This window comes from Sporosarcina sp. FA9 (assembly GCF_051550205.1).
Lineage (GTDB): Bacteria > Bacillota > Bacilli > Bacillales_A > Planococcaceae > Sporosarcina.
In genome coordinates this window covers 3,548,479-3,572,089 of the sequence record NZ_CP188819.1, presented here as the reverse complement: position 1 = coordinate 3,572,089, position 23,611 = coordinate 3,548,479, and the positions used below count along the sequence as shown (strand labels likewise).

Genomic DNA, 23,611 nt, shown 5'->3' with positions numbered 1-23,611 from the left:
GGGGAATACATGCTGAGAGGGAAAAATATCCATAAGTCATTCGGTAAACTAAAAGTACTTAAAGGAATAGACATTACTGTCAATTCTGGTGAGGTCGTTGTGTTGATAGGTGTTAGTGGCTCGGGAAAGAGTACGCTTCTACGCTGTTTAAACTTCCTCGAAATATTGGACGAAGGTGACATTACGATTGATGGAAAAAAGGTCGATCTGAAGAAAGATAATTTATCGAAAGTACGTGCAGGAGTAGGAATGGTTTTCCAACACTTTAATCTATTTCCTCATAAGACGGTGCTTGAAAATGTTATGGAAGCACCTGTAATCGTAAGGAAAGTCAATAAGAAAGTTGCTCAAGAAGCTGCACTTAAAATTCTTGAAAAAGTTGGTTTATCGGATAAGAGGGATGTCTATCCAAATAAGTTGTCTGGTGGACAAAAGCAGCGTGTCGCTATCGCAAGAGCACTTGCTATGGAACCCAAAGCTCTTCTCTTTGATGAGCCAACATCCGCACTCGACCCTGAGCTTGTCGGGGAAGTACTACGGGTAATGAAAGACTTAGCAAATGATGGCATGACAATGGTCGTAGTAACGCATGAGATGAAGTTCGCAAAAGAAGTAGCCGATCGCATCATTATGTTAGATGAGGGTTTGATTATTGAAGATGCAGCCCCTGACGCATTTTTTAATCACCCCAAAAACGCACGTACTCGTCAATTTTTAGAAATGGTAAATGTGTAATTTGAAATTTTGTAACGCTTTTTAGAAATTAAAAACTGTACTACACATTGTGAAAAGTGTGTAGTACAGCTTTTTAACGTTTTGGTTTATAATTCATCATTTGAAACATTTCGGATAACTCGTCTTTTGTTAAATCCCGCCACTGGCCTTTTGGTAAATCACCTAGATGAATGTTCAATATTCGTGTTCTTTGTAAATTCCATACACCATAACCGAGTGCTGAACACATGCGGCGAATTTGACGATTCAATCCTTGAGTTAGGGTTAGGTTAAACTTTTTCGGCCCAAGTTGTTTTATTTTACATGGCTTTGTGATCGTACCAAGTATCTCGACACCCGACTCCATTTCTGCTATAAAGTCCTTCGTAATGGGGCGATCTACTGTAACAATGTATTCTTTTTCATGATTATGCTCTTCGCGTAGGATTTCATTTACAATGTCACCATCATTCGTCAGAAGTAGAAGTCCATCTGAATCTTTATCAAGCCTTCCGATATGAAAAATTCGGAGTGGATGGTTAACAAAATCAATCACATTACCATCGATATGACGCTCAGTAGTACTTGTGATACCAATGGGTTTGTTAAGTGCGATATAAACGAGTTGTTCTTCGGTTTTTACTGGTTTGCCATCAACTTGTACTTCATCACCCGATTCAACCTTGCTGCCAAGTTCGGATAGTACGCCGTTTATTGTAACTCTTCCATCTTCAATCCATTGGTCTGCACCGCGACGAGAAACAATTCCAGCCTCGCTTAAATATTTGTTTATTCTCATTGAATTCACCTTTTCTAATTAAGTTCTTTCTTCTATTGTAACGTGTTCACTTAAAATGTTCAAAATCATGAATTATTAAAGGTTGACAATTCTTTCAACTTATTCTAAAATTATAGAAATAGTTATATTTAAAGAGGGGCAGAAGGTATCGACAGCGATGCCGCCCACGGATTAGATGAGATGAGCATAGATGAGAAATTATTGAATAAGAAGAGTAGCATGAGGAATGCGATACTAGAGAGTCAGTGTTTGGTGCAAACTGATACGCAGCCTATGTGAATGGACTTATGAGAGCTCCTTTAAGTAATTATGGGAGACGTAGATTCCACGTTACGGAATGTGTCTTAAAATAAGGCACACTAAGAGGAAGCAGAAATGCTTCAATTTGAGGTGGCAACGCGGTATATTCCGTCCTCTGCAATCGGACTAGTCTGTCCTTTTGCAGGGGATTTTTTGTTTTCAATAATTTTAGAATAGATAAGGGGAGTTAAGATGAGTATAGAAAAAACAGGGCTTCGAACAACTATCAAAAAAATAGATGGTGATTTATTAACACCGATCTTGATATTTGGAAGAATGCAAGGGAAGCAGAAGTTTTTACTTGAAAGTTCATCGATGCACGAAGGATCGGGACGTTATTCATTTATGGGAATGGATCCTCGGAAATCGTACAGCGGTCGAGGAAATAAAATTGAAGAATATGTCTATGGAACAGGTAAGACATATACGCATGATGGCGATGTCGTTGGATTGTTGAAAAGGCTAATGCCCAGAATTGTTGATAATAATGATTTTCCTTTCACAGGTGGTGCAGTTGGTTATTTTGGATATGGTGCTGCGTATGATTCGGGCAACCAACCAAAAGATGACGTTGGATTACCAGATGTAAATTTCAATATATATGAAACAGTTATTATTTTTGATCATGTCTTACAAGAAGTAACTCTACTGCGTACAGAGATTGGAGCAGAAGTAAGCAAATATGATTTAGATGAACTGGCGGAACAAATTTTAACTGCGTCGAAAGAAAAAGAGACCACTTATGAGTTGTCTAACTTCACTTCTGGATTGACGCAAGATGAGTTTGAAGCTCTTGTAAGAAAGTCTATTGAATACATCGAGGCCGGTGAAGTGAGCCAGGTCGTAGTGTCAAGAAGATTAGAAGCGGGTTTTACAGGAGATCCATTTTTACTTTATAGAAAACTTCGGAAGCGCAATCCTTCTCCATATATGTATTATATGGAATTTACAGATCATGTCGTTGTAGGGGCGTCGCCTGAAAGTCTTGTCGGTGTTTCGAATGGAACAGTAATGACGAACCCGATTGCCGGAACACGTAGACGTGGGAAAGATAAAGCGGAAGACTTAGCGCTTGAAAAAGAGCTGCTGGCAGACCCGAAAGAACTTTCAGAACATGAGATGCTTGTTGAACTTGGGAAAAATGATATCGGTAAAGTGTGTGTGCCGGGGACAGTTCAAGTGACCAGTCATATGGAAGTCGTTCGTTATCAGCATGTCATGCATATCGTATCTGAGGTGAAAGGACAGTTGTCGCACTCAATGCATGCACTCGACGCTTTGACCGCTTGTCTACCTGCGGGTACTGTAACTGGATCTCCAAAAAAGAGAGCAATGGAAATTATTGATGAATTAGAAAATATACACCGAGGAATATATGGTGGAGCCATTGGTTATATCGGCTTTAATGGCAATATGGATTTTGCATTGACGATTCGAACATTACTCATTAAAAATAACAAAGCCTATGTACAGGCGGGTGCGGGAATTGTTCAAGGGTCAATACCAAGACTGGAATATAAGGAAACGGTAAATAAAGCAAGGTCGTTACTAGAATTAACATAAAGTGAAAATGAGCAGAGCAGAGGAGAGATTTAGTTGAGGGATTACATTAATAAAGTCAAAGAGAAACAACATTTGACGTATGAAGAGATGGAGGAAGTGGCGAACGTACTTTTTAGTGAGGATGCAGCTAGCGCCGATATAGAGGAGTTTTTAATTGCTTTATCCGAAAAAGGGGAAACCGCTCTAGAAATTGCAGCACTTGCATCTGTTATGAGAACATTTGCGAACAATGTGGAAGCCCCGTTAGGTTCATTTATGGATAACTGTGGAACCGGTGGTGATGGTACTAATAGCTTTAACGTTAGTACAACGACTGCTTTTGTACTTGCAGGTGCGGGTGCAAAAGTTGCCAAACACGGCAATCGTAAAGTATCAAGTGCCGCAGGTAGTTCCGACGTGCTCGAGGCACTCGGAATTCGTCTTGACTTTACTTCAGAGGAAATATCGGAGTTGTTGGAAAAAGAGGGAATCACTTTTTTGTATGCGCCGAATGTTCACCCAAAGATGAAAAGAATTGGCGCTATCCGACAAAAGATTGGAAAAAGAACAATCTTCAACTTGGTAGGGCCGCTTACAAATCCAATTCCGCTTTCGACACAATTTGCAGGAATCAGTAAATCAGACTTTACAATGGAATATGCAACAGCCCTTCATATGCTTGGTCGGAAACGGGCGATTGTTGTCGCGGGTGCTGAAGGAATGGACGAAGCGTCACTTTCGGGACAGAACTCATTTGTCTTACTGGATCGCGGGGACCTTATTCCATTTAGTTTAACTGCGGAAGATGTTGGTCTAACGAGTGCACCCATTTCATCTATTCTCGGAGGGGATGCAAATGAAAACGCAGAAATTCTTCGATCCGTCCTTGGCGGTGAACGTGGACCGCGTTTTGATACTGTCGTTTTCAATGCTGGAATTGGTTTGTTTGCCAATGGGCAGGCGGAAACAATTGCAGAAGGTGTTCATCAAGCTACTGAAAGTATTTTATCCGGTGCTGCATATCGGAAGTTAGAAGCTGTAATTGCATTTAGTAAAAAAGTATCTGAGGAGGAGGTTGTAAATTGACGATTTTAGATGACATTATTGCTCAGAAACGTTTTGAAGTAATAGAAATGCGTGCAGACGATAAGATTGCACAATCAAGAAGTATACTCCGACCTTCTTTGTTCAAAGCTCTTTATGAAGCAAGTCACCTACAAGTTATTGCAGAAATGAAGCGGGCCTCTCCGTCAAAAGGGCTTATTGCAGAAGGAGCGAATCCTGTCGAACAAGCAGGTGCATATTTTAAAGCAGGAGCCGCATGTATTTCAGTTTTAACAGATGCGACCTTTTTCAAAGGATCATTTAATGATTTAGCAGCTGTGGCGGAAGTTGTTTCTATTCCACTCTTATGTAAAGACTTTATGATTGATCCTATTCAAATAGATCGAGCGAAGGCAGCTGGGGCATCCGTTATTTTGCTAATAGTTGCTGCATTAAATGATGAGGAATTAACTGGACTTTATTCATACGCGACTGGCTTAGGACTTGAAGTGCTTGTAGAAGTACATGATGTAGAAGAATTAAAAAGAGCACTCGCCGTTGATGCAAAATTGATAGGTGTAAATAACCGTGATCTTCGTACATTTGAAGTAGATCTAACTCGAACAGAAGAAATCGCAGCTGTTTTTCCATTTAGCGAGCAGCGAGTTTTAATAAGCGAAAGTGGAATAACGGGTCCAATAGATGCTAAACGCATTTCGGGTATGGGTGCGAGGGCAATACTAGTCGGTGAAACACTTATGCGCAGTGGAGCAATTGAAGAGACTCTTCGTTCAATGCAGGTTGAAGTATTGGGTTTATCCAAATGACAAAAGTTAAAGTATGCGGATTAATGGAAAGTAGGCATGTGAAAACAGCGGTTGAAGCCGGAGTGGATGCCATTGGTTTTGTATTTGCCCCCAGTCGCAGGCGTGTAACTGTTGACCAGGCTATCGAACTAGCTCGTTTGATTCCGCCGGATGTATTAAAAATAGGCGTGTTTGTAGATGCGTCAGCGGATGAAATTAAACGTGTATATGAGGGGGTGCCACTCGATTATATCCAATATCATGGAAATGAAAGTCAGGATTTCATCGAAAAAATCGGACTTCCTTCTATTAAAGTGTTATCAGTCTACAGCAAAGAAGATATAAAGCGAGCAGAAAAGTATGAGGTCGATTTTTTACTTTTTGATACACCCGGAAAAGAATTTAAAGGGGGTAGTGGTGAAACCTTCGATTGGCATCTCTTAGAAGACGCCGGGGTTCCCCTAAATAAACTCATTCTTGCAGGTGGTCTAAACCCTGGAAATGTTAGTGATGCAATTCGACTAGTAAAACCATATATGGTGGACGTTTCAAGCGGAGTGGAAATAGACAACCGAAAAGACGATGACTTAATTCGTGCTTTTGTGCACGCGGTTAAAATAGGGAGAGATGAATAATGACGAAAGAAGCTAATACTACAAAAGAGAAAATACCGGGAAGATATGGAAAGTTCGGAGGACAGTTCGTTCCTGAAACATTAATGACTGCTTTAATCGAACTAGAAAAGGCATACGATGAAGCAATCGAAGATCCAGCATTTGCAGACGAATTAAATTATTATTTGAAAGATTTTGTCGGTCGTGAAACACCCTTGTATTTTGCAGAAAGACTTACTGCATTTGCGGGCGGTGCAAAAATCTATTTAAAACGCGAAGATTTAAATCATACTGGCGCTCATAAAATAAACAACACTGTTGGGCAAGCGCTTCTTGCGATGCGTATGGGGAAAAAGAAAATTGTTGCGGAAACAGGTGCTGGACAACACGGTGTGGCAACAGCGACGGTTTGTGCATTGTTCAATCTTGAGTGTGTAATATTTATGGGTAAAGAAGATATTCGTAGACAAGAATTGAATGTTTTTCGGATGGAATTACTTGGAGCAAAAGTAGTCTCTGTCGATAAAGGTTCAGGAACGCTGAAAGATGCAGTGAATGAGGCGCTACGTTACTGGGTCACGAATGTTGAAGACACCCATTATATTTTAGGGTCTGCTCTTGGCCCCCATCCCTTTCCAAGAATTGTTCGTGATTTCCAACGTGTTATTGGTGTGGAAACGAGAAGGCAAATTCTGGAGAAAGAAAACAAACTTCCAAATGCAATAGTTGCATGTATTGGCGGTGGAAGCAATGCGATTGGTATGTTCCATCCTTTTCTAGAAGATGAAGAAGTTGCATTGTACGGAGTTGAGGCGGCGGGAAGTGGCATTGAAACTGGACTTCATGCAGCTGCGATAGCGGACGGTAAAGAAGGAGTTTTACACGGGGCTTATATGTATATTTTACAAGACGACGATGGATTAGTTCAAGAAGCCTATTCAATTTCGGCAGGACTGGATTACCCAGCGGTAGGACCTGAACACTGCCATTTACACGATATTGGTAGGGTTAAATATTCTTCGGTTACAGATGCCGGAGCACTAGAGGGATTGCAACTACTTTCCAAAGTAGAGGGAATCATCCCTGCTTTAGAGAGTGCACATGCAGTCAAATATGCAGTCGAATTAGCGAAGGAAATGGATAAGAAAGAAACCATTGTTATTTGTCTATCTGGACGCGGCGATAAAGATGTACAGACGGTTAGAGACGCGCTTGGAGGTGCTGGGAATGAATAAGTCACATTTAACAAATGCAATTAATGAATGTATTCAGCTGGGAAATAAGGCTTTTGTGCCCTACATTATGGCAGGAGATGACGGCCTTCAAACATTGAAAAGAAACATCTTGTTTTTGCAGAAGGTAGGTGCAACTGCAATAGAAATCGGTATACCATTTTCTGATCCAGTCGCGGATGGACCTGCTATTCAAGAAGCAGGTGAGCGTGCACTTACTCATGGAATAACACTTCGTATCGTTTTACAAGAGCTCGCATCATTTAAGAAAGAAATCACGGTCCCGCTTGTCGTCATGACGTATTTAAATCCACTCATACGATACGGTATAAAGGATTTTGTAAAGGATTGCACGAACAGCGGAGTTAGTGGATTAATTGTTCCAGACTTACCGATAGAAGAAAGTGCGTTTTTAAGGGAAGAGTTAAACCATTCGGATATTGCCCTAATACCACTCGTTTCATTAACAAGTCCTCCAGATCGAATAGAGAAAATAACGACCGCGGGTGAAGGTTTTATTTATGCAGTAACAGTAAATGGAATTACAGGTGTTCGTCAGGGATTCGATGACGATTTAGATGCTCATTTACAACAACTAAAATCGATAAGTCCAGTACCTGTACTCGCGGGATTCGGGATTTCAACACCTGAACAAGTGATATCAATCGGTGCCCTTTGTGATGGAGTTATTGTTGGAAGTGCAATTGTAAATGCCCTTCATGCAGAAGACTGGGCGACAATAGAAGCATTGGTCAAAGCGTCGAAAAGTGCTATTTCATCATTGCCCACCCACTAATTGAAACCTTTCTTCGTATGAATCGTACATATACAAAAGGAGTTGTGCGACTTGGATGCGAATGGGTTTGTGAATGAAGTTGAAATGACTTATAAGAAAGTGAAATCATTAGCGGGTTGGACTGTCGATAAAAATGTAGTACTGACGATTACATCCTACTATGTGACGTCAGAGCGTGAATTTTTTGCCGAGAATTTAAATCATGCAATGGATTTACTTAAAGAAAAGTCAAGTTGGCTTTCTCCGCTTCGGGGAAATCTTCTTCCAATGATGGCTGCGTTTCTAGATAAACCAGGTGTTGACATTAACGAAGAGACGGAACGCTTATTCCACAAACAACGTGTATTAAGAAACGAGGGTTTTCGCAATACTATCCATTCATATTTGGCGGCACTTCTGATGACTAATGACACAACGTTATACGAACGAGAAGCAAAAAATGCAAAAGCATTATACGGTGAAATGAAAAAGACTCACTTTTTCTTAACATCGGATGATGACTATGCATATGCCGTATTGCTCGGGAAAAAGAATGAGGATCCTGTAGAACATGCCAAATCCATGCGTCTTTACTACGATGCACTGCGTGCGAAGGGACTGCGTTCCGGGGATGAACTGCAGTGGATGTCTCAAATAATGACGTATGTGGACATAAACTTTGACGATCAACTAGTTTCTCAAGCAATAAGTATATTAGATCGTTTTAAGAAAGAAGCAAAAGTAAGACCCCTTCACTATCCAATGGTTGGATTTCTTACGGTATTTGGTGTTTCAAAAAGCGAAATCACTAAAATAATCGAACTAGCCCAAGCTTTAGAAGACTCTAAACTTTTTAATTGGAAAAAGGAGATGGCCTTATCAATCGCTATGGGCTATATTATGCGGGAGTTGACAAATTCCCGTGAGGAAATGGGTGTCAGCCTTATTGCATCTATTGAACTAATAGTACAGGCACAGCAGGCAGTTATTGCAGCTACCATGGCATCTATGGCGGCATCCTCTGCTGCCAACTCAGTAAATCATTAAATGAATCGTAATGTAAAATTCTCTCGCCAGTAAACAGACAAGTTGAAGTGCATATGGAATTCAGTCTTTATAGTATTTTAATATATTTAAAAAGAACCGTTTATGAACAAACGGTTCTATTTTGTTTGGTAAAGATAGATATAGTAAAATAACTTGTTTTCTTTCTTGAGTTATTAGAGTATTGAAAGCGTTGTCAACACTATATTTGTAACATGTTTGTCACATTTGAAATATTTGTTGCAAAATTCAGTCACCCGAAAGAGGTTGTCTTATAATTATATTTGTAGTATATTAATTTTAGTGTTTATAAAGTCAGAAAATTTATTTACTTAGATAATTTTGTTTACTTTTCTTGTAAGGAGGAAGTTTTTTTGGGAAAATCAGTACTGGAAATTAAGAATCTTCGCACATCATTTCGCATCAAAGATAATCACTATGCAGCCGTAGATGATGTTTCCTTAACGGTCCACGAGAATGAAGTACTTGCAATTGTTGGAGAATCTGGTTGCGGAAAAAGTGCGCTTGCATTATCCATAATGGGCCTTCATGACAAGAAAGTTGCGAAACTTGAAGGACAAATCAATTTTAGGGATCAAAACATTCTTAATCTATCTCCAGCAAAACTTAATAAAATACGAGGAAAAGATCTCGGAATGATTTTCCAAGACCCTATGACTGCGCTTAACCCACTTTCAACTGTTGGAGCACAAATCGTAGAGCCAATGAAGTATCATCTTAAATTGTCATCAGCGGACATGAAGAAGCGTACACTAGAGTTATTACGTCGTGTAGGAATAAAAAATGAAAATCGAATATTTTCGCAATATCCCCACGAACTATCTGGTGGAATGAGACAACGTGTTGTTATTGCAATTGCACTTGCTTGTGACCCCGTTTTACTAATTGCGGATGAGCCAACAACTGCTTTGGATGTAACAATTCAAGCACAAATTATGGATCTTATGAAAGAATTACAAACACAGATGAAATCAGGAATTGTTTTAATTACCCATGATCTTGGAGTTGTTGCCGAAATGGCCGACCGTGTTGCGGTAATGTACGCAGGGGAAGTTGTGGAATTGGCCGAAGTAAATGAGCTGTTTAGAAAACCCTTACATCCTTATACGCAATCATTATTTAGTTCAATTCCTTCGAATATAAAGGATAAAGGCAGACTTCATGTTATTGAAGGAATGGTACCTTCCTTGCAGGCGCTTGACCGTACCGGTTGTCGTTTTGCACCGAGAGTTCCTTGGATAGCTGAAAGTGAACATGAAGAAAATCCGAAGTTACATGAAGTAGAACCTGGGCATTTTGTACGCTGTACATGCTACAAGAACTTCCACTTCAGACCAGAAGAGTCGGAGGGGGATAATCATGTCATTGCTTAAAGTAAACAATCTAAAAGTTCATTTCCCGATTCGGGGTGGATTCTTTAAGACCGTAGTAGATCAAGTTAGGGCGGTTGATGGGATTAGTTTTGAGATTGAACCCGGCGAAACTTACGGACTTGTAGGAGAGTCAGGTTGTGGAAAAACAACTACTGGTAGAGCTGTTATTGGATTAAATAATATAACGGCTGGTGAAGTTGTGTTTGAAGGGACAGATCTTGCTCAATTGACAGGTAGAAAAAAACGTGCGCAATCACGTGATATTCAAATGATTTTTCAAGATCCCTACTCATCTCTAAATGTTAGAAAAAGAGTGTTAGATATTGTTGCTGAGCCTTTAAGAAACTATGAAAGAATGTCACCAAAAGAAGAATTGAAAAAAGTACAAGCGCTTATTGAACGTGTAGGATTAGGTCCTGAATCTGTCTATAAATATCCACACCAATTTTCAGGTGGACAGCGCCAAAGAATTGGAATTGCAAGAGCATTGACACTGAATCCTAAACTTATTATTGCAGATGAGCCCGTTTCGGCACTTGATGTGTCTGTACAAGCACAAGTACTTAACTTCATGCAAGATATTCAGAAGGAATTTAATCTTTCCTATCTATTTATTAGTCATGATTTAGGGGTTGTCCAGCATTTATGCAATCGGATAGGAATAATGTATAGAGGGCGTCTAGTTGAGGAAGGTACTGCTGACGAAATTTACAGCACTCCGAAACATTTATATACAAAGCGTCTTATCTCCGCTATTCCAGAAATGGATCCAGCAAAACGACTTGAAAAAACACATTTACGTCAAGCAATTGATGATGAATATCGGACAGATTACGATAACTATTTTGACGACGAGGGGAGATTATTCGACCTTAAGAAAATCTCAGATACCCACTCTGTCGCGATGCTTTAAAGGGGGACTATGAGAGAATGTTAATATTTATACTACGAAGAATACTAGTCATGATCCCGCAACTACTTCTCCTTAGTCTCGTTATTTTTGTGCTGGCGAAAGCAATGCCGGGCGATGCGGTTACGGGTGCCTTTATGGGGAATCCAGATGTAACGCCAGAACGGATGGAAGAAATCCGGGAAAAATATGGTTTAAACGATCCTTGGTACGAGCAATATGGAGCTTGGATTACAAAGTTTGTTAAAGGGGATATGGGCAAGTCTTACGTTCATAATCAGCCGGTGACACAACTGTTGGCCGGTAAACTTGGAAATACGGTACTCTTAGCTTTTTGTACGTTAATTGTAAGTTATTTAATTGCGGTACCGCTCGGCATCATAGCAGGTAGATGGACGGATTCGTGGTTTGATAAAATCATAGTTGGATATAATTACTTTTCAATTGCAACACCTATTTTTATTTTCGCACTTCTAATGTTGTTTTTCTTTAGTTTTCATTTGGATTGGTTTCCGTTTGGGAATAGTGTCGACATTAGATACGAGACTGGTAGTTGGGATTATTTTGTTAGTAAAGCCCAGCATCTTGTCTTACCGACATTATCAGGAGCAATCCTTGGGACAGCCGGAACGATTCAATATTTGAGAAACGACATAATTGATACAAAGCTCAAAGACTTTGTTAAAACTGCACGTGCTAAAGGTGTTCCCGAAGGAAGAGTTTATACAAGACATATTTTAAGGAATTCCTTATTGCCGATTGCGGCATTTCTAGGTTATGAAATTACATTACTTATTGCTGGTTCAGTATTTATAGAAACAATATTTGCTTACCCAGGACTCGGTCAATTATTTATTAATTCAATTGGTGGACGTGACTTTACTGTTGTAGCCGCACTTGTCATGATCTCTGGAGCGGCCGTAATTGTCGGGACGATGTTATCTGATATTATTTTGGGCATCGTTGATCCACGTATTCGAATTGATTGATAGAAAAATTGAGTGATTAGGAGGGTAATTTAATGAAAGCAGAAAGTGTAACCGATAAAAATACGTTAATTGCTGAAGCAAAAGCAAACAATCAATCGTTTGGAAAAACAGTATGGCGTGAAATAAAAAATGATAAAATGGCCCTCGGTGCACTTGTTGTATTCATCGTCATTTTACTTGCTGCTTATATTTCACCATTTTTCCTAGAAGTTAAACTAGTAACAAAGATTGATTTTCATAAAATATATTTACCACCATCTGCTGAGCATTGGCTCGGTACAGATAAAGGTGGAAGAGACATTTTTGGTCAACTTATGATTGGAGCCCGAAACTCAATTACAATCGGGGTAGTGATTACACTTATTGCAGGATTTCTTGGCTTGACAATTGGTTTAATATCGGGTTATTTTGGTGGAAAAGTCGACTTTGTGATCATGCGTATTCTAGACTTTTTAATGGTTCTTCCAACATTAATGATGATCATTGTTTTTGTTGCGATTGTGCCTAAGTTTAACGTATGGTCATTTATTGCAATCATGAGTGTGTTACTATGGTTTGGTAAAGCACGACTCATTCGTTCGAAAGCTTTATCTGAAAGGGAGCTTGACTATGTCAATGCTTCAAAGACGTTAGGAACTCCGAATTGGAAAATCATGTTTTTTGAAGTTTTCCCAAATTTAAGTTCTTTAGTCATTGTCAATATGACACTTACTTTGGCAAATAACATTGGAATCGAAACTGGCCTGACATTTCTAGGGTTTGGTTTGCCTGAAAGCACACCATCACTCGGGACATTGATCAGTTATGCTAGGACTCCTGATGTGATCCAAAATAAGTTGTGGGTATGGTTACCTGCATCATTGCTCATTTTAGTAATGATGTTGTGTATAAATTTTGTCGGTCAAGCGATTAAACGTGCGTCCGACGCAAGACAACGATTAGCCTAATAGGTTAATCACAAAAAAAGGGGAGGTAATACAATTGGCAAAGAAGCAACTTATGCTACTTGCAAGTCTCATGCTTATTTTAAGCTTATTCTTAGCGGCTTGTACGGGCAAAGACAAAGCAGATGAGAAAGAACCAGTAAAGACAGACGATAAAGAAAAAGAAACTGAGGTAGAAGAGGAAGAAGAAGAGGAACCAGCGGAAGAAGAAGCAGTAGGTATTAATTTCCCGTTGGATACAACTAACTCTGAAGCTGCACTTGAAGATGGAGAAATGGTTTATGCACTTGTTTCAACGGATCCATTTGAAGGAACACTTAACCGTGTATTCTATTCAGGTGCTCCCGATGCTGAGGTAATGCAGTTCTTTGATGAATCATTACTAGCAGTAGATGGCGACTATCTAATTACAAGTGATGGTGCAGCGTCTTACGAACTATCTGAAGACAATAAAACAATCACATTAACAATTAAAGACGGTGTGAACTGGCAAGATGGAGAGCCTGTAAAAGCATCAGATCTTCTATATGCTTATGAGCTTTTAGGTCACCCTGATTACACTGGAAACCGTTACACATTCACGATTTCCAACGTTGAGGGAATGCCCGCTTATCACGAAGGAACTGCAGATACGATTTCTGGTATTGAAGTTTCTGAAGATGAGAAATCAATTTCAATCACTTATGATGTAGCAACACCTTCAGTAATGTCAGGAATTTGGTCAGCTCCAGTTCCAAGACACTACATTGGTGATGTAACAACTGGTGAGGTTTCAATTGAAGACATTCTTGCTTCAAATAAAATTCGTACGGAGCCAATCGGTTTTGGTCCATACAAAGTTGCAAAAGTTGTTCCAGGAGAATCTGTTCTTTATGAAAGATATGATGGTTACTGGAGAGGAAAGCCTGCTCTTAAAACAGTTGTTCTAAAAGTAGTTGCTCCAGGTTCTGTTGTTGGCGCACTTGAAAAAGGTGAAATTGACCTTGCAAGCGTTCCGGTTGACCAATACGATGTATTGAAAGAAATTCAAAACATTGAACTATTAGGTCAAGTTGATACTGCTTACACATATGTCGGGTTTAAACTTGGTAAATGGGATGCAGACAAAAAAGAAAACGTAATGGATCCAGATGCTTTACTTGCTGACAAGCGTGTTCGTCAAGCAATGTGGCATGCAATGGATAACGAAGTAATCGGTGAGAAAATGTATCACGGTCTTCGTTTCCCGGCTACAACTTTAATTATCCCTGTGTTTGACAGCTTCCATGATGCTGACAACCCTGGACGTCCTTACGATCCAGAAAAAGCAAAAGCACTTCTTGACGAAGCTGGTTGGGTTGATGTTGACGGCGACGGAATCCGTGAAAATGCAAAAGGAGAACAAGTTGTTCTTAACTTCGCATCGATGGAAGGCGGCGACGTAGCTGAACCAATCGCTAACTGGTATATCCAAAACTGGGAAGACGTAGGTATTAAAGTTCAGTTGTTTGAAGGACGTCTACACGAATTTAACGCATTTTACGATTTAATAGAAAATGATGATCCAGGTGTTGACATCTATCAAGGTGCTTGGGGTACTGGTACAGATCCAGATCCAGAAGGACTTTATGGGAAAACAGCATCATACAACTTCTCTCGTTTCATAAGTGAGAAGAATGACGAATTATTAGCTGCTGGTACTTCTGAAGAAGCATTTGACTCAGAATACCGTAAAGGCATCTATAAAGAGTGGCAGGATTTGATGGTTGAAGAAGTTCCAGTTGCTCCAACTGTTTACCGTTACGAGTTGTTTGGTGTGAACAAGCGCCTCGTTAACTATACAATTGATGCAGCAAACTTAGAAAACAAATACCCATGGAAATGGGGAGTAAGCCAAGCGGATCCAGTTAAATAATTGGTGAAGCAGAGGCCGTCATTCGGGAAACCGAGTGGCGGCTTTTCTTTTTTAAGTAAATACCCTTTAAAGAGTCAGTTATTGTACGATTCAGTTGAATTTGATAAGATTAGGAGAACGTGTGATTGCAAATTACACACTACAAACAAGAGGGGGAAATAGTAATTGCGAATTAGACCAAAACGATTAAAGGCAGGAGACACGATTGGAATTATTGCACCTGCAAGTCCTCCAAAACTTGAAAACTTGGAGCGAGCACTTCTATTTTTGGATGAACTTGGGCTTAAATATAAAATTGGTGAGCATGTAGCAAAAAAAAATGGACATCTTGCTGGGACCGATAAAGAACGATTGGAAGATTTACATACAATGTTTGAAGACGAAGAAATAAAAGGAATTATCTGTGCTGGCGGTGGGTATGGGTCTGCAAGATTCGCGCAGCAAATCGACTTTCAATTAATGATGGAAAATCCGAAAATATTTTGGGGCTATAGTGACATCACCTACTTGCATACGGCTTTTGGAAACTTTTCTAATCTTGTTACTTTTCACGGACCGATGTTGGCTTCAGATATCGGTAGAGATTCATTCCAAGATTTATCTAAGAAAATGTTTCAACAACTATTTGAGCCAATGGAGCTGCATTACACGGAGGAAATTTCACCGCTCACTATCTTGGGGGGAGGCGATGCAACGGGTGAACTAGTAGGCGGCAATTTATCACTTTTAGCAAGTGGTATTGGAACAAAGTACGAAATTGATACAAAAGGAAAACTTCTTCTATTGGAAGATGTGGGAGAAGAACCATATCGTTTGGATGGAATGTTGAACCATTTAAAATTAGCGGGTAAGTTAAGTGATGCTGCTGGATTTGTAATTGGGGACTTCTCAAATGCGGATCCGAAAAACCCCAAGTTCTCATTGACGGCTGATGAAGTCATTGACCACTATATAGGACAAACAAATAAACCGGCCGTAAAGGGGTTTAAAATCGGTCATTGCCAACCTCATTTCGCTATACCACTTGGAGTGGGAGCTAAACTTGACGCTACTCAAAAAACGCTTACCGTTCTACCTGGCGTTGAATAAGTAATCATTTGCTTGCGATATAAATGACAGTGAGGAGAAATAGACATATGCAAATCATTGACTTACACTGTGATGACAGAAGGCGATGTCACTATTTCGGACTTGATTAAACATATTGACTACTTCTGTTCGTTAGGCGGTGTCAAAAACGTCAGTTTGGGTTCGGACTTTGACGGAATTGATGCAACTAGGCCAAAAGAGCAGTAAAGAATTCCTAGTACTAAAACATACCTTGAAATTGGGTATGTTTTTTTGTAACTTGTTACATGCTCTTTCTTGCCAAAACAAAATACGATTATTCTTGAAGGGTATATTAAGTATGGGAATCACGATTTACTTAGTTTGCCGTTAAATGAAATGCAAAAAAACACCTGGATGCATACCCTCATCAGTTCTCAGGAGGCATGATACAGCGTTTGGTCATTAAGATGGCTTGCAACCTGTAATCCGAAGGTACTCATTGCGGATGAGCGTACAACTGCACACGATGTAACCATACGACTCTAAATATTTGATTTAATGAAAGGTTCTCGTACGCCATCAGACCGTGCACTAGAAATAGTTGGGAGTGCAGTTAGATGAATGAAAGTGAAGACTTATTAGTCGTTAAAGATTTAAAGAAGCTTTTTAAAATAGACAGGCACAGTATGTTAAAAGCAGTAGACGGGGTTAGTTTCACTATAAAGAAAGGTGAAACACTTGGTCTTTTTGGTGAATCCGGTTGCGGAAAATCGACAGTATGCCAATGTAGAAATCTATTATTCGAACCTTTTTGAGCGACTTTTTTTATCATCCGAACAGATAGAATGACCATATTGCGTGTATACTACTAATAAGGTGAAAGTATTCAACCGAACCAAACTGTATATACATAAAGGAGAGAGATTCAGTGATAGAAAATAAACCAATGAGTGCGTCACGGACGATTCAAACAAAACTTGTGTTACCAGCTGATATCAATCATTTACAAACAATTTTCGGTGGACATGTACTTGCTTACATAGATGAAATTGCGGCAATTACTGCAATGAAACATTCTAATACAGCCGTTGTGACTGCTTCAATAGACTCGGTTGACTTTTTAAACTCAGCACGAGTAGGAGATGTCCTAGAACTCGAAGCAGTCGTTAGCTCAACAGGTCGTACTTCAATTGAAGTATTTGTTTCAGTTCATTCAATGAACTTATTAACGCGTGAAATTAAGCTAACGACTGAATCCTTTTTAACGATGGTAGCTATGGATGAAAACTCCAAACCAACACCAGTTCCGGGAATTTTTCCGGAAACTGAAAATGAAATCAGCTTATTCAAAACAGGCCCAGCGCGTCGAGAGCATCGAAAACAACGCGGTGAAATGAAACACTAACAGTGGAAGTTTGAAAAGTAGTTATGAAATGCGATAAAATCCATTAAGACCCGACTGTAATCCAGTACGGGTCTTTTCTCATCTCCGTTATTTTACCGAAAATGGTGCGGCTACTGTAATTTCGTGGAACGAATCACCTAGTGATAAAAAAGTTTTTGCCAGTCGATATTCTCCAGGGACTAATGTGACGCCGAGCATGTCAACTGAAAATAGTTGATGGGCTTCTTCACCGGGTGATAAAGTATTCCCAGTGTCAATAAACTCTTTGTTTTTAAAAAAGACAGCATCTGAATAAGTGATTAAGTACCAAAGACCGTCCATTTTAATTTCAATATGATAAAATTGGCCATATTGATAATCATTTGAACTATCGTTTCGTATATGTGTTTCAATCTGAATTGGTGTTTGTGTAAATGTATTTTCGATGAGCGTAAGAGATAATCCTGATTCGGATGCGTTCATTTCCTGGTCGGGTGTAGGATCTGGCAAAGTTGGTACCATCGCTTCTTTTCCGCAACCGGCGAGAAGTAAGATAAATATTAGAATTAGTAACTTTTTCATTTCACCACCTCCATCTTCAGTATAAACTACACACGGGTCTTCACCTTGATCTACATCATGATTAAAATATTTACTCTAGATTCTATTGAATAAGCGTAAACGTAGATTTGTTTGGGACTTTAACGACATAAGAAACTCTTATCATATTGCTGACGAACAATTGAATATGCTAATCCCCCAAACAAACGTATACTTAGGAAGGGGGGGCGGTGTGTAAATGGAATACATAGCTTTATACTTCATCGGAATGGTGGCGATGACGCTAGGCACACTTGCGGGCGGTGGGGGCTTAATTACGGTACCGGCAATGTTGCTAATGGGTTTCCCGATTCACTCGGTAATTGGAGCAGGGAAAATCTCAACGACAGTAAGTTCATTTACGACATTTTTGACAGTACTATTAAAAAAACAAATTACATTCAAGGAGTCCTTTTGGATTATTCCGGCTTCACTTACAGGTGGACTTGCGGGCGGTTTTATTGCAACAAGATTGACCGAGAGCACGATGTATACCGTGGCCATAATATTATTGATTTTCGCATTTTTCACTTCATACTTTTCAAAAGCAGACTTTTTGGGTGAGGAAGGTCTTCGGCCGACGAAAGTTGCAGTTCCAGGTCTGGTGGGGATTGGATTATATGATGGAATGTTTGGACCTGGTCAGGGGACATTGCTTTTATATTTGTTTAATCATTTACGCATTTCTTATATGAGAGCAATTGGTTTCGTTCGGCTCGCAACTTTTTCAAGCGGATTTGGAGCGGCGATTAGTTATATTGCTATGGGGAAAATAATTTGGCCAATTGCATTTGCCCTAATGGCAGGTTCCTTATCAGGAGCACAGATTGGCGTTCGAATCGCAGAGAAATTGAATCCGAAACACGTTAAGCTGTTGTTGCGCATCGTTACAATTGGACTGATTATCCAGCTTATTGTGAATAGCTTCTTTTGATGAATACCTCTTTCTAACATGGAAGGAGGTATTTTTGTGTTCAAAATAATTAAAATGCAAATACCATTGCATTTTAATTATAAACAGTGTACTATTTAACTAATACACTGGGGTGGATGGAGGTCAAAAGATGAAGCAATTGTATGGATTGGTGAAGAAAGAATTCACCTTAATGAAAGGTTGGCTTTATGGAACCTTACTGATTAGTATCATTTTAATGGCAATTGCAGGGATTGGTACATCGACGAGGTCCGTTGAATGGATTAATAATTCAATGATATTTGGTTTCGTCTTTTTGGTATTAATTTGTATTTATTTGTTTATACCAATGATCGTTTTATTGGAAAGTTTGAAGACGGAGTGGCAACGAGCGGATATATGGCTTCATTCACCAAGCACTATTTTTCAATTGTTTGGCTCGAAAGTACTTTTTGCTGGGTTTGTTGGATTGATAAATATGGTTACTTCAGTTGTTCTATTTCTGGTTTATGCAGGTATTTTCGGTTCGCCAGTGGTTGAGTTGTCTTTCAGTGACCTTATCGTTTTTATTGCTATTTTAGTGTATTCATTTTATACGATCTCTTTATTGATTATGTGTTTAGGCTTGTTTTTCAGGGTGCTTTATCACTTAATTAAGCCAACAATGAACAGCTTTGCAATGCCAATTCTCGTGCTTCTCTTTATCGTTTTAGCGTTGGCGAATGAAAAAGTGAAATCGATGGTTTTATATGAAAAGGTTACTACTTTGGGTCCAATTGGAGACCCATCGAAAGAACCTTTTTATATTGAAAGAGGTATGTTTTTTATAGGACCTACTGAACCGGTTATCTATTCGGGCGAGATATTATTAAGTCTCGTATATCTTGTGATTTTATTTGTGGTATCGGCTGTGCTATTTGAAAGGAAAGTGAGGTTATAGCATGGAAAAGACTTTGAAAAAAGGCAGTTGGAAAGGTTTGTTTCGGAAAGAATGGATGTTTTCAAAATGGGAAGTCTTGACGCTCATTCTATTAAATAGTGCAGTCGTAACCCTATTGCCTATTGGTATAAAAAATACCGTTGATATCCCGCAAGACTTTTCGGACGGCATGTCCATCTTTACAGGATTATGGCTTATGGTGCATATGTTTTTAGGGTTAAAACTATTATTCACCAGCTTGAAAGGTGAGATGAATCGGCCGGATGTATGGCTGCATTCTCCCGCGTCAATTTATCAAATTGTTGGAGTAAAGGCGTTGTTTGCTGTTTTTGTAAATGCGATTATGCTTTCTGTAGGCGGAGGATTGCTTGGTGTTTCATGGTACTTAAATGAAGCGAATCGAATTCTCTCATTGAAGGATGGGACGCTCGTTCTAATCAGTGTTCTCATTAAGGTCTTTTTAATATCAATCGTTGTCATGGTGACTGGTTATTTATTATTGTCTATCTATTACGTGGTGAGGTCGCGTTATAGGAATTTCACTGCACTCATTATATTGTTGCTGTTTTTTGTGGGTGCACTTCTGTTGGAGAAGGTTAGGATTCTAAATGTCTTTAGTGCACTTACAGAATTTGGCCCCGTCCGATTGACGAACGCCAAATTTTATGATGAAACGAATCATAATCTGTTTTCATTGCTTGTTCCAGATGGAGTTATCTTCACGATAGGCGGACTTTTTGTGTATGGTGGAATAACTGTGATTTTATTCATATTTGGTGCCGTGTTGCTCGAAAAGAAAGTGAGGTATTGACGATGGGCATCGATTTTCTTCCAGACAAACCAATTTACCAACAGCTCATCGAACGTATTACGGGGGATATTATTCGTGGCATGCTTAAGCCGGGTGAGAAATTGCCATCTGTGCGTGATTATGCTCTTGAAGTTGGCGTAAATGCGAACACGATGCAGCGAGTATATAAGGAGTTGGAGCAAATGGAAATCACCGAAACGAAAAGGGGGCAAGGTTCTTTCGTAACGGAAGATGTAAAAAAGATTGCTTTGCTTCGGGATGAAATGAAGGAACAACTTGTTCGATCGTTTATTCAAAATATTGAAGCGCTTGGCTTTACGACAGATGAAATGGTTGCTCATTTAACAGAACGGGGTGGGGAAAATGATTGAGTTAAATAATGTATCGAAAAAATATGGCGGTCAGCAAGCAATCATCGATGTGACGTTTACACTTCCAATAGGAAAAATTATCGGATTGGTTGGGGAGAATGGGAGTGGGAAGACGACGCTTCTAAAACTAGTCGCAGGTTTAACAACACCGGATTCGGGCACTGTACAATATGATGGGCGTCCAATTACGCGTAGAATAGCTTCGGAAATAGCATATATGCCGGATGCTGATTTGTTTTACCCGTATTTTACAGTTGGACAATTATTCGATTTTTATAAGTCGCAATTTGTTGATTTCGATTTAATTAAAGCGAAAGAAATTGCGCAGTTTTTAGATCTTAATCTGAATTCTAAAATAAAAAGCTTGTCGAAAGGGAACCGTGGACGAGTGAAAATTGCTGTGACGCTTGGTCGTGAAGCTACCTATTATTTGTTGGACGAACCGTTCTCCGGATTGGATCCGATGGTGCGTGATGACATTGCGAAGGGACTTATTCGCTATACGGATACGGAGAAGCAAACAATTCTACTGTCCACACATGAAATAAAAGAAGTGGAACCTTTGCTCGATGAAATCGTAGTCCTTAGAGGGGGACAAATTTTAGCACATCAAGCGGTGGATGAAATTAGAGAAGTACACGGGATGGATGCCACATCTTGGATGATCTCGTTATTTAGGAAAGGAAGTTGAGTATGCAAGCAGTTGTAGAACTAAAGAATTTATCGAAAACAATCGGGAAGAAAAAAATTATTGACGATCTAAATTTGTCGCTCTATCCGGGTCAAATCACGGGATTTCTTGGTCCGAACGGGGCAGGTAAAACGACAACAATCCGTATGATGGTTGGACTTATGAGCATTACAAGTGGAGATGTCCTAATTGAAGGTGTGTCGCTTTCGGATGATTTTGAAGGCGGACTATCAAAAATCGGCGTTATTGTAGAAAATCCGGAAATGTACAAGTTCATGACTGGTTATAAAAATTTAGTTCATTTTGCTCGCATGCATGAGGGTGTGACGAAAGAACGTATTGACGAAGTAATCAACCAAGTCGGCATGCAAAATAGGATAAAAGAGAAGGTTTCTACCTATTCACTTGGAATGCGACAAAGATTAGGGCTTGCACAAGCTTTGTTACATAGACCTAAATTTTTAATATTGGATGAGCCGACGAATGGACTGGACCCTGCAGGGATTCGCGAGTTTCGAATGTATTTGCGAAAAATTGCTGATGAAGAAGGCGTTTCTGTATTTGTTTCAAGTCATATGTTGTCGGAAATTGAGCTCATGTGTGACCGGATTGCAGTTATACAGAACGGTAAATTAATTGATATTAAAGAAGTGGCGGAGGTTCAAGAATCGCATTATTATATTGAAGCGATGCCTTTAGAAACTGCCAAAGATTTACTTCAGGCGAAAGGATTTACTGTGGAATCACATAAAGACGGATTTATAATTAATGCAGAAAAACTACAGATTCCTGGACTCATTCAGGAACTGACGACACTTGAACACCAAGTTTTTATTGTTCAGCCACATCGTAAAACGCTTGAAGATCAGTTTTTAGAAATGACGGGAGGTGGCCAGATTGCTGAAGCTCATACAAAATGAATGGATGAAGTTGTGGAGTAAAAAAGCAACTTGGACTATGGTCATCCTTTTGGCAGTTATGATTATTGGACTTTCCGGGCTTGGGAAGTTTATGGAAGGGCTTAATGATAATTCCGCTTGGACGGAGGATCTAAAAGTTGAGCTTAGCCAAGTAGAGAAAAAGCTTGAAGCAACGGACTTGGCGGAGGATAAAAAGGTGGAGCTCTTGCAGCAACGAGCTGAACTTCAGCAAAATATTTCCTTTAACGTTGAATACAACGTACCATCCACTAGGGAAAAAGCGATTTTAGATACGTCTGGAGTAATGTCACTCGTAATGCTTCTGATGATTATTGTGTCCGCGGGCATTGTTGCAACTGAGTTTTCAACAGGCACAATTAAGATGTTGTTATCCCGTCCGGTCAAACGATGGAAAATACTCACTTCAAAATATTTGACCGTTTTATTATTTGGTTTATTGCTCACTGTTGTGACGTATGTATTTAGCGTCATAAGTGCGTACATTTTTTACCCGGCTGCAGAAGGAAACTTTATTTTATTCAATAACTCGGAAATTGCAATCAGCGCAGTGTTCGGAGAATCCATTTACTTTGTATTGCTCTCTTTTGTGTACGTTTGTGTTATGGCGACTCTTGCGTTCATGATTGGCTCCGTTTTCCGTTCATCGAGTCTGGCAATTGGAGTATCGATATTCTTGTATTTCACGGGCACGATGATTGTTATGTTCCTACAGGATTTCGCAATTGCAAAATATCTTGTCTTCGCACACGGTTTGGATCAGTATGGAATGGGTTACAAAGTGTTGGAAAGCAACACGATGCCGTTTTCGATTGCCGTGCTTACCGCTTATGTAGTCGTTTTTCTGGTGATTAGTTATGCAACTTTCATGAAACGTGACATTACCGCTTAAAATAAGAAAAGGCTCTCCGC

The 23,611-nt window shown here is 39.6% G+C and carries 26 protein-coding genes, 1 pseudogene and 1 other annotated feature; of the genes and pseudogenes, 25 read left to right on the top strand and 2 right to left on the bottom strand.

Going from position 1 to position 23,611, the window contains the following annotated elements:
• The first annotated feature begins 9 nt into the window (after positions 1 to 9).
• The gene (locus ACP8HH_RS18350; protein ID WP_438313825.1) at positions 10 to 735 is read left to right on the top strand and encodes an amino acid ABC transporter ATP-binding protein; all 726 of its coding nucleotides are present in this window, start codon (positions 10 to 12) and stop codon (positions 733 to 735) included.
• A 73-nt stretch (positions 736 to 808) separates the two neighbouring features.
• Here the strand turns inward: ACP8HH_RS18350 and rluF are convergent, their stop codons facing one another.
• Entirely contained in the window at positions 809 to 1,513 is a 705-nt protein-coding gene (rluF, locus tag ACP8HH_RS18345) for a 23S rRNA pseudouridine(2604) synthase RluF (RefSeq protein WP_438313822.1), read from the bottom strand.
• A 192-nt stretch (positions 1,514 to 1,705) separates the two neighbouring features.
• Positions 1,706 to 1,932: a binding site (T-box leader), on the top strand.
• 73 nt (positions 1,933 to 2,005) lie between these two features.
• Here rluF and trpE point away from each other — a divergent pair.
• The 17 genes and pseudogenes from trpE (at position 2,006) to ACP8HH_RS18260 (ending at position 17,456) form a co-directional block, all read left to right on the top strand.
• Complete coding sequence (trpE, locus tag ACP8HH_RS18340; protein WP_438313819.1) at positions 2,006 to 3,376, top strand: anthranilate synthase component I; 1,371 nt, start codon at positions 2,006 to 2,008, stop codon at positions 3,374 to 3,376.
• Between the two features lie 33 nt (positions 3,377 to 3,409).
• On the top strand, positions 3,410 to 4,441 hold the full coding sequence (gene trpD, locus ACP8HH_RS18335; protein WP_438313816.1) for an anthranilate phosphoribosyltransferase: 1,032 nt from the start codon (positions 3,410 to 3,412) through the stop codon (positions 4,439 to 4,441).
• On the top strand, positions 4,438 to 5,226 hold the full coding sequence (gene trpC / locus ACP8HH_RS18330; RefSeq protein WP_438313813.1) for an indole-3-glycerol phosphate synthase TrpC: 789 nt from the start codon (positions 4,438 to 4,440) through the stop codon (positions 5,224 to 5,226). The genes trpD and trpC overlap by 4 nt, the downstream gene beginning before the upstream one ends.
• Positions 5,223 to 5,840 carry a phosphoribosylanthranilate isomerase gene (locus tag ACP8HH_RS18325; protein ID WP_438313810.1) on the top strand — a complete coding sequence of 206 codons (618 nt, stop codon included), beginning with the start codon at positions 5,223 to 5,225 and terminating at the stop codon, positions 5,838 to 5,840. The genes trpC and ACP8HH_RS18325 overlap by 4 nt, the downstream gene beginning before the upstream one ends.
• Positions 5,840 to 7,054 (top strand): tryptophan synthase subunit beta, encoded by a 1,215-nt coding sequence (gene trpB / locus ACP8HH_RS18320; RefSeq protein WP_438313807.1) that lies wholly within the window; start codon positions 5,840 to 5,842, stop codon positions 7,052 to 7,054. The genes ACP8HH_RS18325 and trpB overlap by 1 nt, the downstream gene beginning before the upstream one ends.
• Complete coding sequence (gene trpA / locus ACP8HH_RS18315; RefSeq protein ID WP_438313804.1) at positions 7,047 to 7,847, top strand: tryptophan synthase subunit alpha; 801 nt, start codon at positions 7,047 to 7,049, stop codon at positions 7,845 to 7,847. The genes trpB and trpA overlap by 8 nt, the downstream gene beginning before the upstream one ends.
• A 51-nt stretch (positions 7,848 to 7,898) precedes the next feature.
• On the top strand, positions 7,899 to 8,873 hold the full coding sequence (locus tag ACP8HH_RS18310) for a DUF4003 family protein (protein WP_438313801.1): 975 nt from the start codon (positions 7,899 to 7,901) through the stop codon (positions 8,871 to 8,873).
• A 371-nt stretch (positions 8,874 to 9,244) separates the two neighbouring features.
• On the top strand, positions 9,245 to 10,264 hold the full coding sequence (locus ACP8HH_RS18305; protein ID WP_438313798.1) for an ABC transporter ATP-binding protein: 1,020 nt from the start codon (positions 9,245 to 9,247) through the stop codon (positions 10,262 to 10,264).
• A complete protein-coding gene (locus ACP8HH_RS18300; protein WP_438313795.1) occupies positions 10,251 to 11,177 on the top strand; it encodes an ABC transporter ATP-binding protein in 927 nt (308 codons plus the stop codon). The genes ACP8HH_RS18305 and ACP8HH_RS18300 overlap by 14 nt, the downstream gene beginning before the upstream one ends.
• 17 nt (positions 11,178 to 11,194) lie before the next feature.
• Positions 11,195 to 12,163 (top strand): oligopeptide ABC transporter permease, encoded by a 969-nt coding sequence (gene opp4B / locus ACP8HH_RS18295; protein WP_438313792.1) that lies wholly within the window; start codon positions 11,195 to 11,197, stop codon positions 12,161 to 12,163.
• A gap of 32 nt (positions 12,164 to 12,195) precedes the next feature.
• Positions 12,196 to 13,110 (top strand): ABC transporter permease, encoded by a 915-nt coding sequence (locus tag ACP8HH_RS18290; RefSeq protein WP_438313790.1) that lies wholly within the window; start codon positions 12,196 to 12,198, stop codon positions 13,108 to 13,110.
• A gap of 34 nt (positions 13,111 to 13,144) precedes the next feature.
• Complete coding sequence (gene opp4A, locus ACP8HH_RS18285; RefSeq protein ID WP_438313788.1) at positions 13,145 to 15,001, top strand: oligopeptide ABC transporter substrate-binding protein; 1,857 nt, start codon at positions 13,145 to 13,147, stop codon at positions 14,999 to 15,001.
• Positions 15,002 to 15,166: 165 nt separating this feature from the next.
• Positions 15,167 to 16,090, top strand: coding sequence for a S66 peptidase family protein (locus ACP8HH_RS18280; protein ID WP_438313785.1), 924 nt, complete (start codon positions 15,167 to 15,169; stop codon positions 16,088 to 16,090).
• Positions 16,091 to 16,147: 57 nt separating this feature from the next.
• The gene (locus ACP8HH_RS18275) at positions 16,148 to 16,297 is read left to right on the top strand and encodes a membrane dipeptidase (RefSeq protein WP_438313782.1); all 150 of its coding nucleotides are present in this window, start codon (positions 16,148 to 16,150) and stop codon (positions 16,295 to 16,297) included.
• Positions 16,298 to 16,461: 164 nt separating this feature from the next.
• Positions 16,462 to 16,591: pseudogene (locus ACP8HH_RS18270) on the top strand (ATP-binding cassette domain-containing protein); the annotation flags it as partial.
• Between the two features lie 77 nt (positions 16,592 to 16,668).
• Entirely contained in the window at positions 16,669 to 16,866 is a 198-nt protein-coding gene (locus ACP8HH_RS18265) for an ATP-binding cassette domain-containing protein (RefSeq protein WP_438313779.1), read from the top strand.
• Positions 16,867 to 16,997: 131 nt separating this feature from the next.
• On the top strand, positions 16,998 to 17,456 hold the full coding sequence (locus tag ACP8HH_RS18260; protein WP_438319250.1) for an acyl-CoA thioesterase: 459 nt from the start codon (positions 16,998 to 17,000) through the stop codon (positions 17,454 to 17,456).
• Positions 17,457 to 17,543: 87 nt separating this feature from the next.
• Here ACP8HH_RS18260 and ACP8HH_RS18255 read toward each other — a convergent pair whose 3' ends face one another.
• Complete coding sequence (locus ACP8HH_RS18255) at positions 17,544 to 18,017, bottom strand: immunoglobulin-like domain-containing protein (protein ID WP_438313777.1); 474 nt, start codon at positions 18,015 to 18,017, stop codon at positions 17,544 to 17,546.
• A gap of 217 nt (positions 18,018 to 18,234) precedes the next feature.
• Between ACP8HH_RS18255 and ACP8HH_RS18250 the strand changes: the two genes are divergently transcribed.
• From ACP8HH_RS18250 to ACP8HH_RS18220, 7 genes are all read left to right on the top strand, one after another.
• On the top strand, positions 18,235 to 18,969 hold the full coding sequence (locus ACP8HH_RS18250) for a sulfite exporter TauE/SafE family protein (RefSeq protein ID WP_438313774.1): 735 nt from the start codon (positions 18,235 to 18,237) through the stop codon (positions 18,967 to 18,969).
• Positions 18,970 to 19,099: 130 nt separating this feature from the next.
• Positions 19,100 to 19,888 carry a hypothetical protein gene (locus ACP8HH_RS18245; protein WP_438313771.1) on the top strand — a complete coding sequence of 263 codons (789 nt, stop codon included), beginning with the start codon at positions 19,100 to 19,102 and terminating at the stop codon, positions 19,886 to 19,888.
• Between the two features lies 1 nt (position 19,889).
• Entirely contained in the window at positions 19,890 to 20,699 is an 810-nt protein-coding gene (locus tag ACP8HH_RS18240; RefSeq protein ID WP_438313768.1) for a hypothetical protein, read from the top strand.
• A 2-nt stretch (positions 20,700 to 20,701) separates the two neighbouring features.
• Complete coding sequence (locus ACP8HH_RS18235) at positions 20,702 to 21,070, top strand: GntR family transcriptional regulator (protein WP_438313766.1); 369 nt, start codon at positions 20,702 to 20,704, stop codon at positions 21,068 to 21,070.
• Positions 21,063 to 21,761, top strand: coding sequence for an ABC transporter ATP-binding protein (locus ACP8HH_RS18230; RefSeq protein ID WP_438313762.1), 699 nt, complete (start codon positions 21,063 to 21,065; stop codon positions 21,759 to 21,761). The genes ACP8HH_RS18235 and ACP8HH_RS18230 overlap by 8 nt, the downstream gene beginning before the upstream one ends.
• Before the next feature lie 2 nt (positions 21,762 to 21,763).
• The gene (locus ACP8HH_RS18225; RefSeq protein ID WP_438313760.1) at positions 21,764 to 22,681 is read left to right on the top strand and encodes an ABC transporter ATP-binding protein; all 918 of its coding nucleotides are present in this window, start codon (positions 21,764 to 21,766) and stop codon (positions 22,679 to 22,681) included.
• Entirely contained in the window at positions 22,659 to 23,591 is a 933-nt protein-coding gene (locus tag ACP8HH_RS18220; RefSeq protein ID WP_438313757.1) for an ABC transporter permease, read from the top strand. Before ACP8HH_RS18225 ends, ACP8HH_RS18220 begins: the two co-directional genes overlap by 23 nt.
• Positions 23,592 to 23,611 lie beyond the last annotated feature (20 nt).

What these genes read in the sequence shown, in the direction of transcription:
- opp4B (WP_438313792.1), top strand. Translation starts at nt 11,195, where the DNA reads ATGTTAATATTTATACTACGAAGAATACTAGTCATGATCCCGCAACTA.
- ACP8HH_RS18290 (WP_438313790.1), top strand. Translation starts at nt 12,196, where the DNA reads ATGAAAGCAGAAAGTGTAACCGATAAAAATACGTTAATTGCTGAAGCA.
- ACP8HH_RS18230 (WP_438313762.1), top strand. Translation starts at nt 21,063, where the DNA reads ATGATTGAGTTAAATAATGTATCGAAAAAATATGGCGGTCAGCAAGCA.
- ACP8HH_RS18350 (WP_438313825.1), top strand. Translation starts at nt 10, where the DNA reads ATGCTGAGAGGGAAAAATATCCATAAGTCATTCGGTAAACTAAAAGTA.
- rluF (WP_438313822.1), bottom strand. Translation starts at nt 1,513, where the DNA reads ATGAGAATAAACAAATATTTAAGCGAGGCTGGAATTGTTTCTCGTCGC.
- ACP8HH_RS18245 (WP_438313771.1), top strand. Translation starts at nt 19,100, where the DNA reads ATGAAGCAATTGTATGGATTGGTGAAGAAAGAATTCACCTTAATGAAA.
- trpE (WP_438313819.1), top strand. Translation starts at nt 2,006, where the DNA reads ATGAGTATAGAAAAAACAGGGCTTCGAACAACTATCAAAAAAATAGAT.
- ACP8HH_RS18250 (WP_438313774.1), top strand. Translation starts at nt 18,235, where the DNA reads ATGGAATACATAGCTTTATACTTCATCGGAATGGTGGCGATGACGCTA.
- ACP8HH_RS18240 (WP_438313768.1), top strand. Translation starts at nt 19,890, where the DNA reads ATGGAAAAGACTTTGAAAAAAGGCAGTTGGAAAGGTTTGTTTCGGAAA.
- trpA (WP_438313804.1), top strand. Translation starts at nt 7,047, where the DNA reads ATGAATAAGTCACATTTAACAAATGCAATTAATGAATGTATTCAGCTG.
- ACP8HH_RS18255 (WP_438313777.1), bottom strand. Translation starts at nt 18,017, where the DNA reads ATGAAAAAGTTACTAATTCTAATATTTATCTTACTTCTCGCCGGTTGC.
- trpB (WP_438313807.1), top strand. Translation starts at nt 5,840, where the DNA reads ATGACGAAAGAAGCTAATACTACAAAAGAGAAAATACCGGGAAGATAT.
- ACP8HH_RS18265 (WP_438313779.1), top strand. Translation starts at nt 16,669, where the DNA reads ATGAATGAAAGTGAAGACTTATTAGTCGTTAAAGATTTAAAGAAGCTT.
- ACP8HH_RS18260 (WP_438319250.1), top strand. Translation starts at nt 16,998, where the DNA reads ATGAGTGCGTCACGGACGATTCAAACAAAACTTGTGTTACCAGCTGAT.
- ACP8HH_RS18235 (WP_438313766.1), top strand. Translation starts at nt 20,702, where the DNA reads ATGGGCATCGATTTTCTTCCAGACAAACCAATTTACCAACAGCTCATC.
- ACP8HH_RS18225 (WP_438313760.1), top strand. Translation starts at nt 21,764, where the DNA reads ATGCAAGCAGTTGTAGAACTAAAGAATTTATCGAAAACAATCGGGAAG.
- ACP8HH_RS18300 (WP_438313795.1), top strand. Translation starts at nt 10,251, where the DNA reads ATGTCATTGCTTAAAGTAAACAATCTAAAAGTTCATTTCCCGATTCGG.
- ACP8HH_RS18325 (WP_438313810.1), top strand. Translation starts at nt 5,223, where the DNA reads ATGACAAAAGTTAAAGTATGCGGATTAATGGAAAGTAGGCATGTGAAA.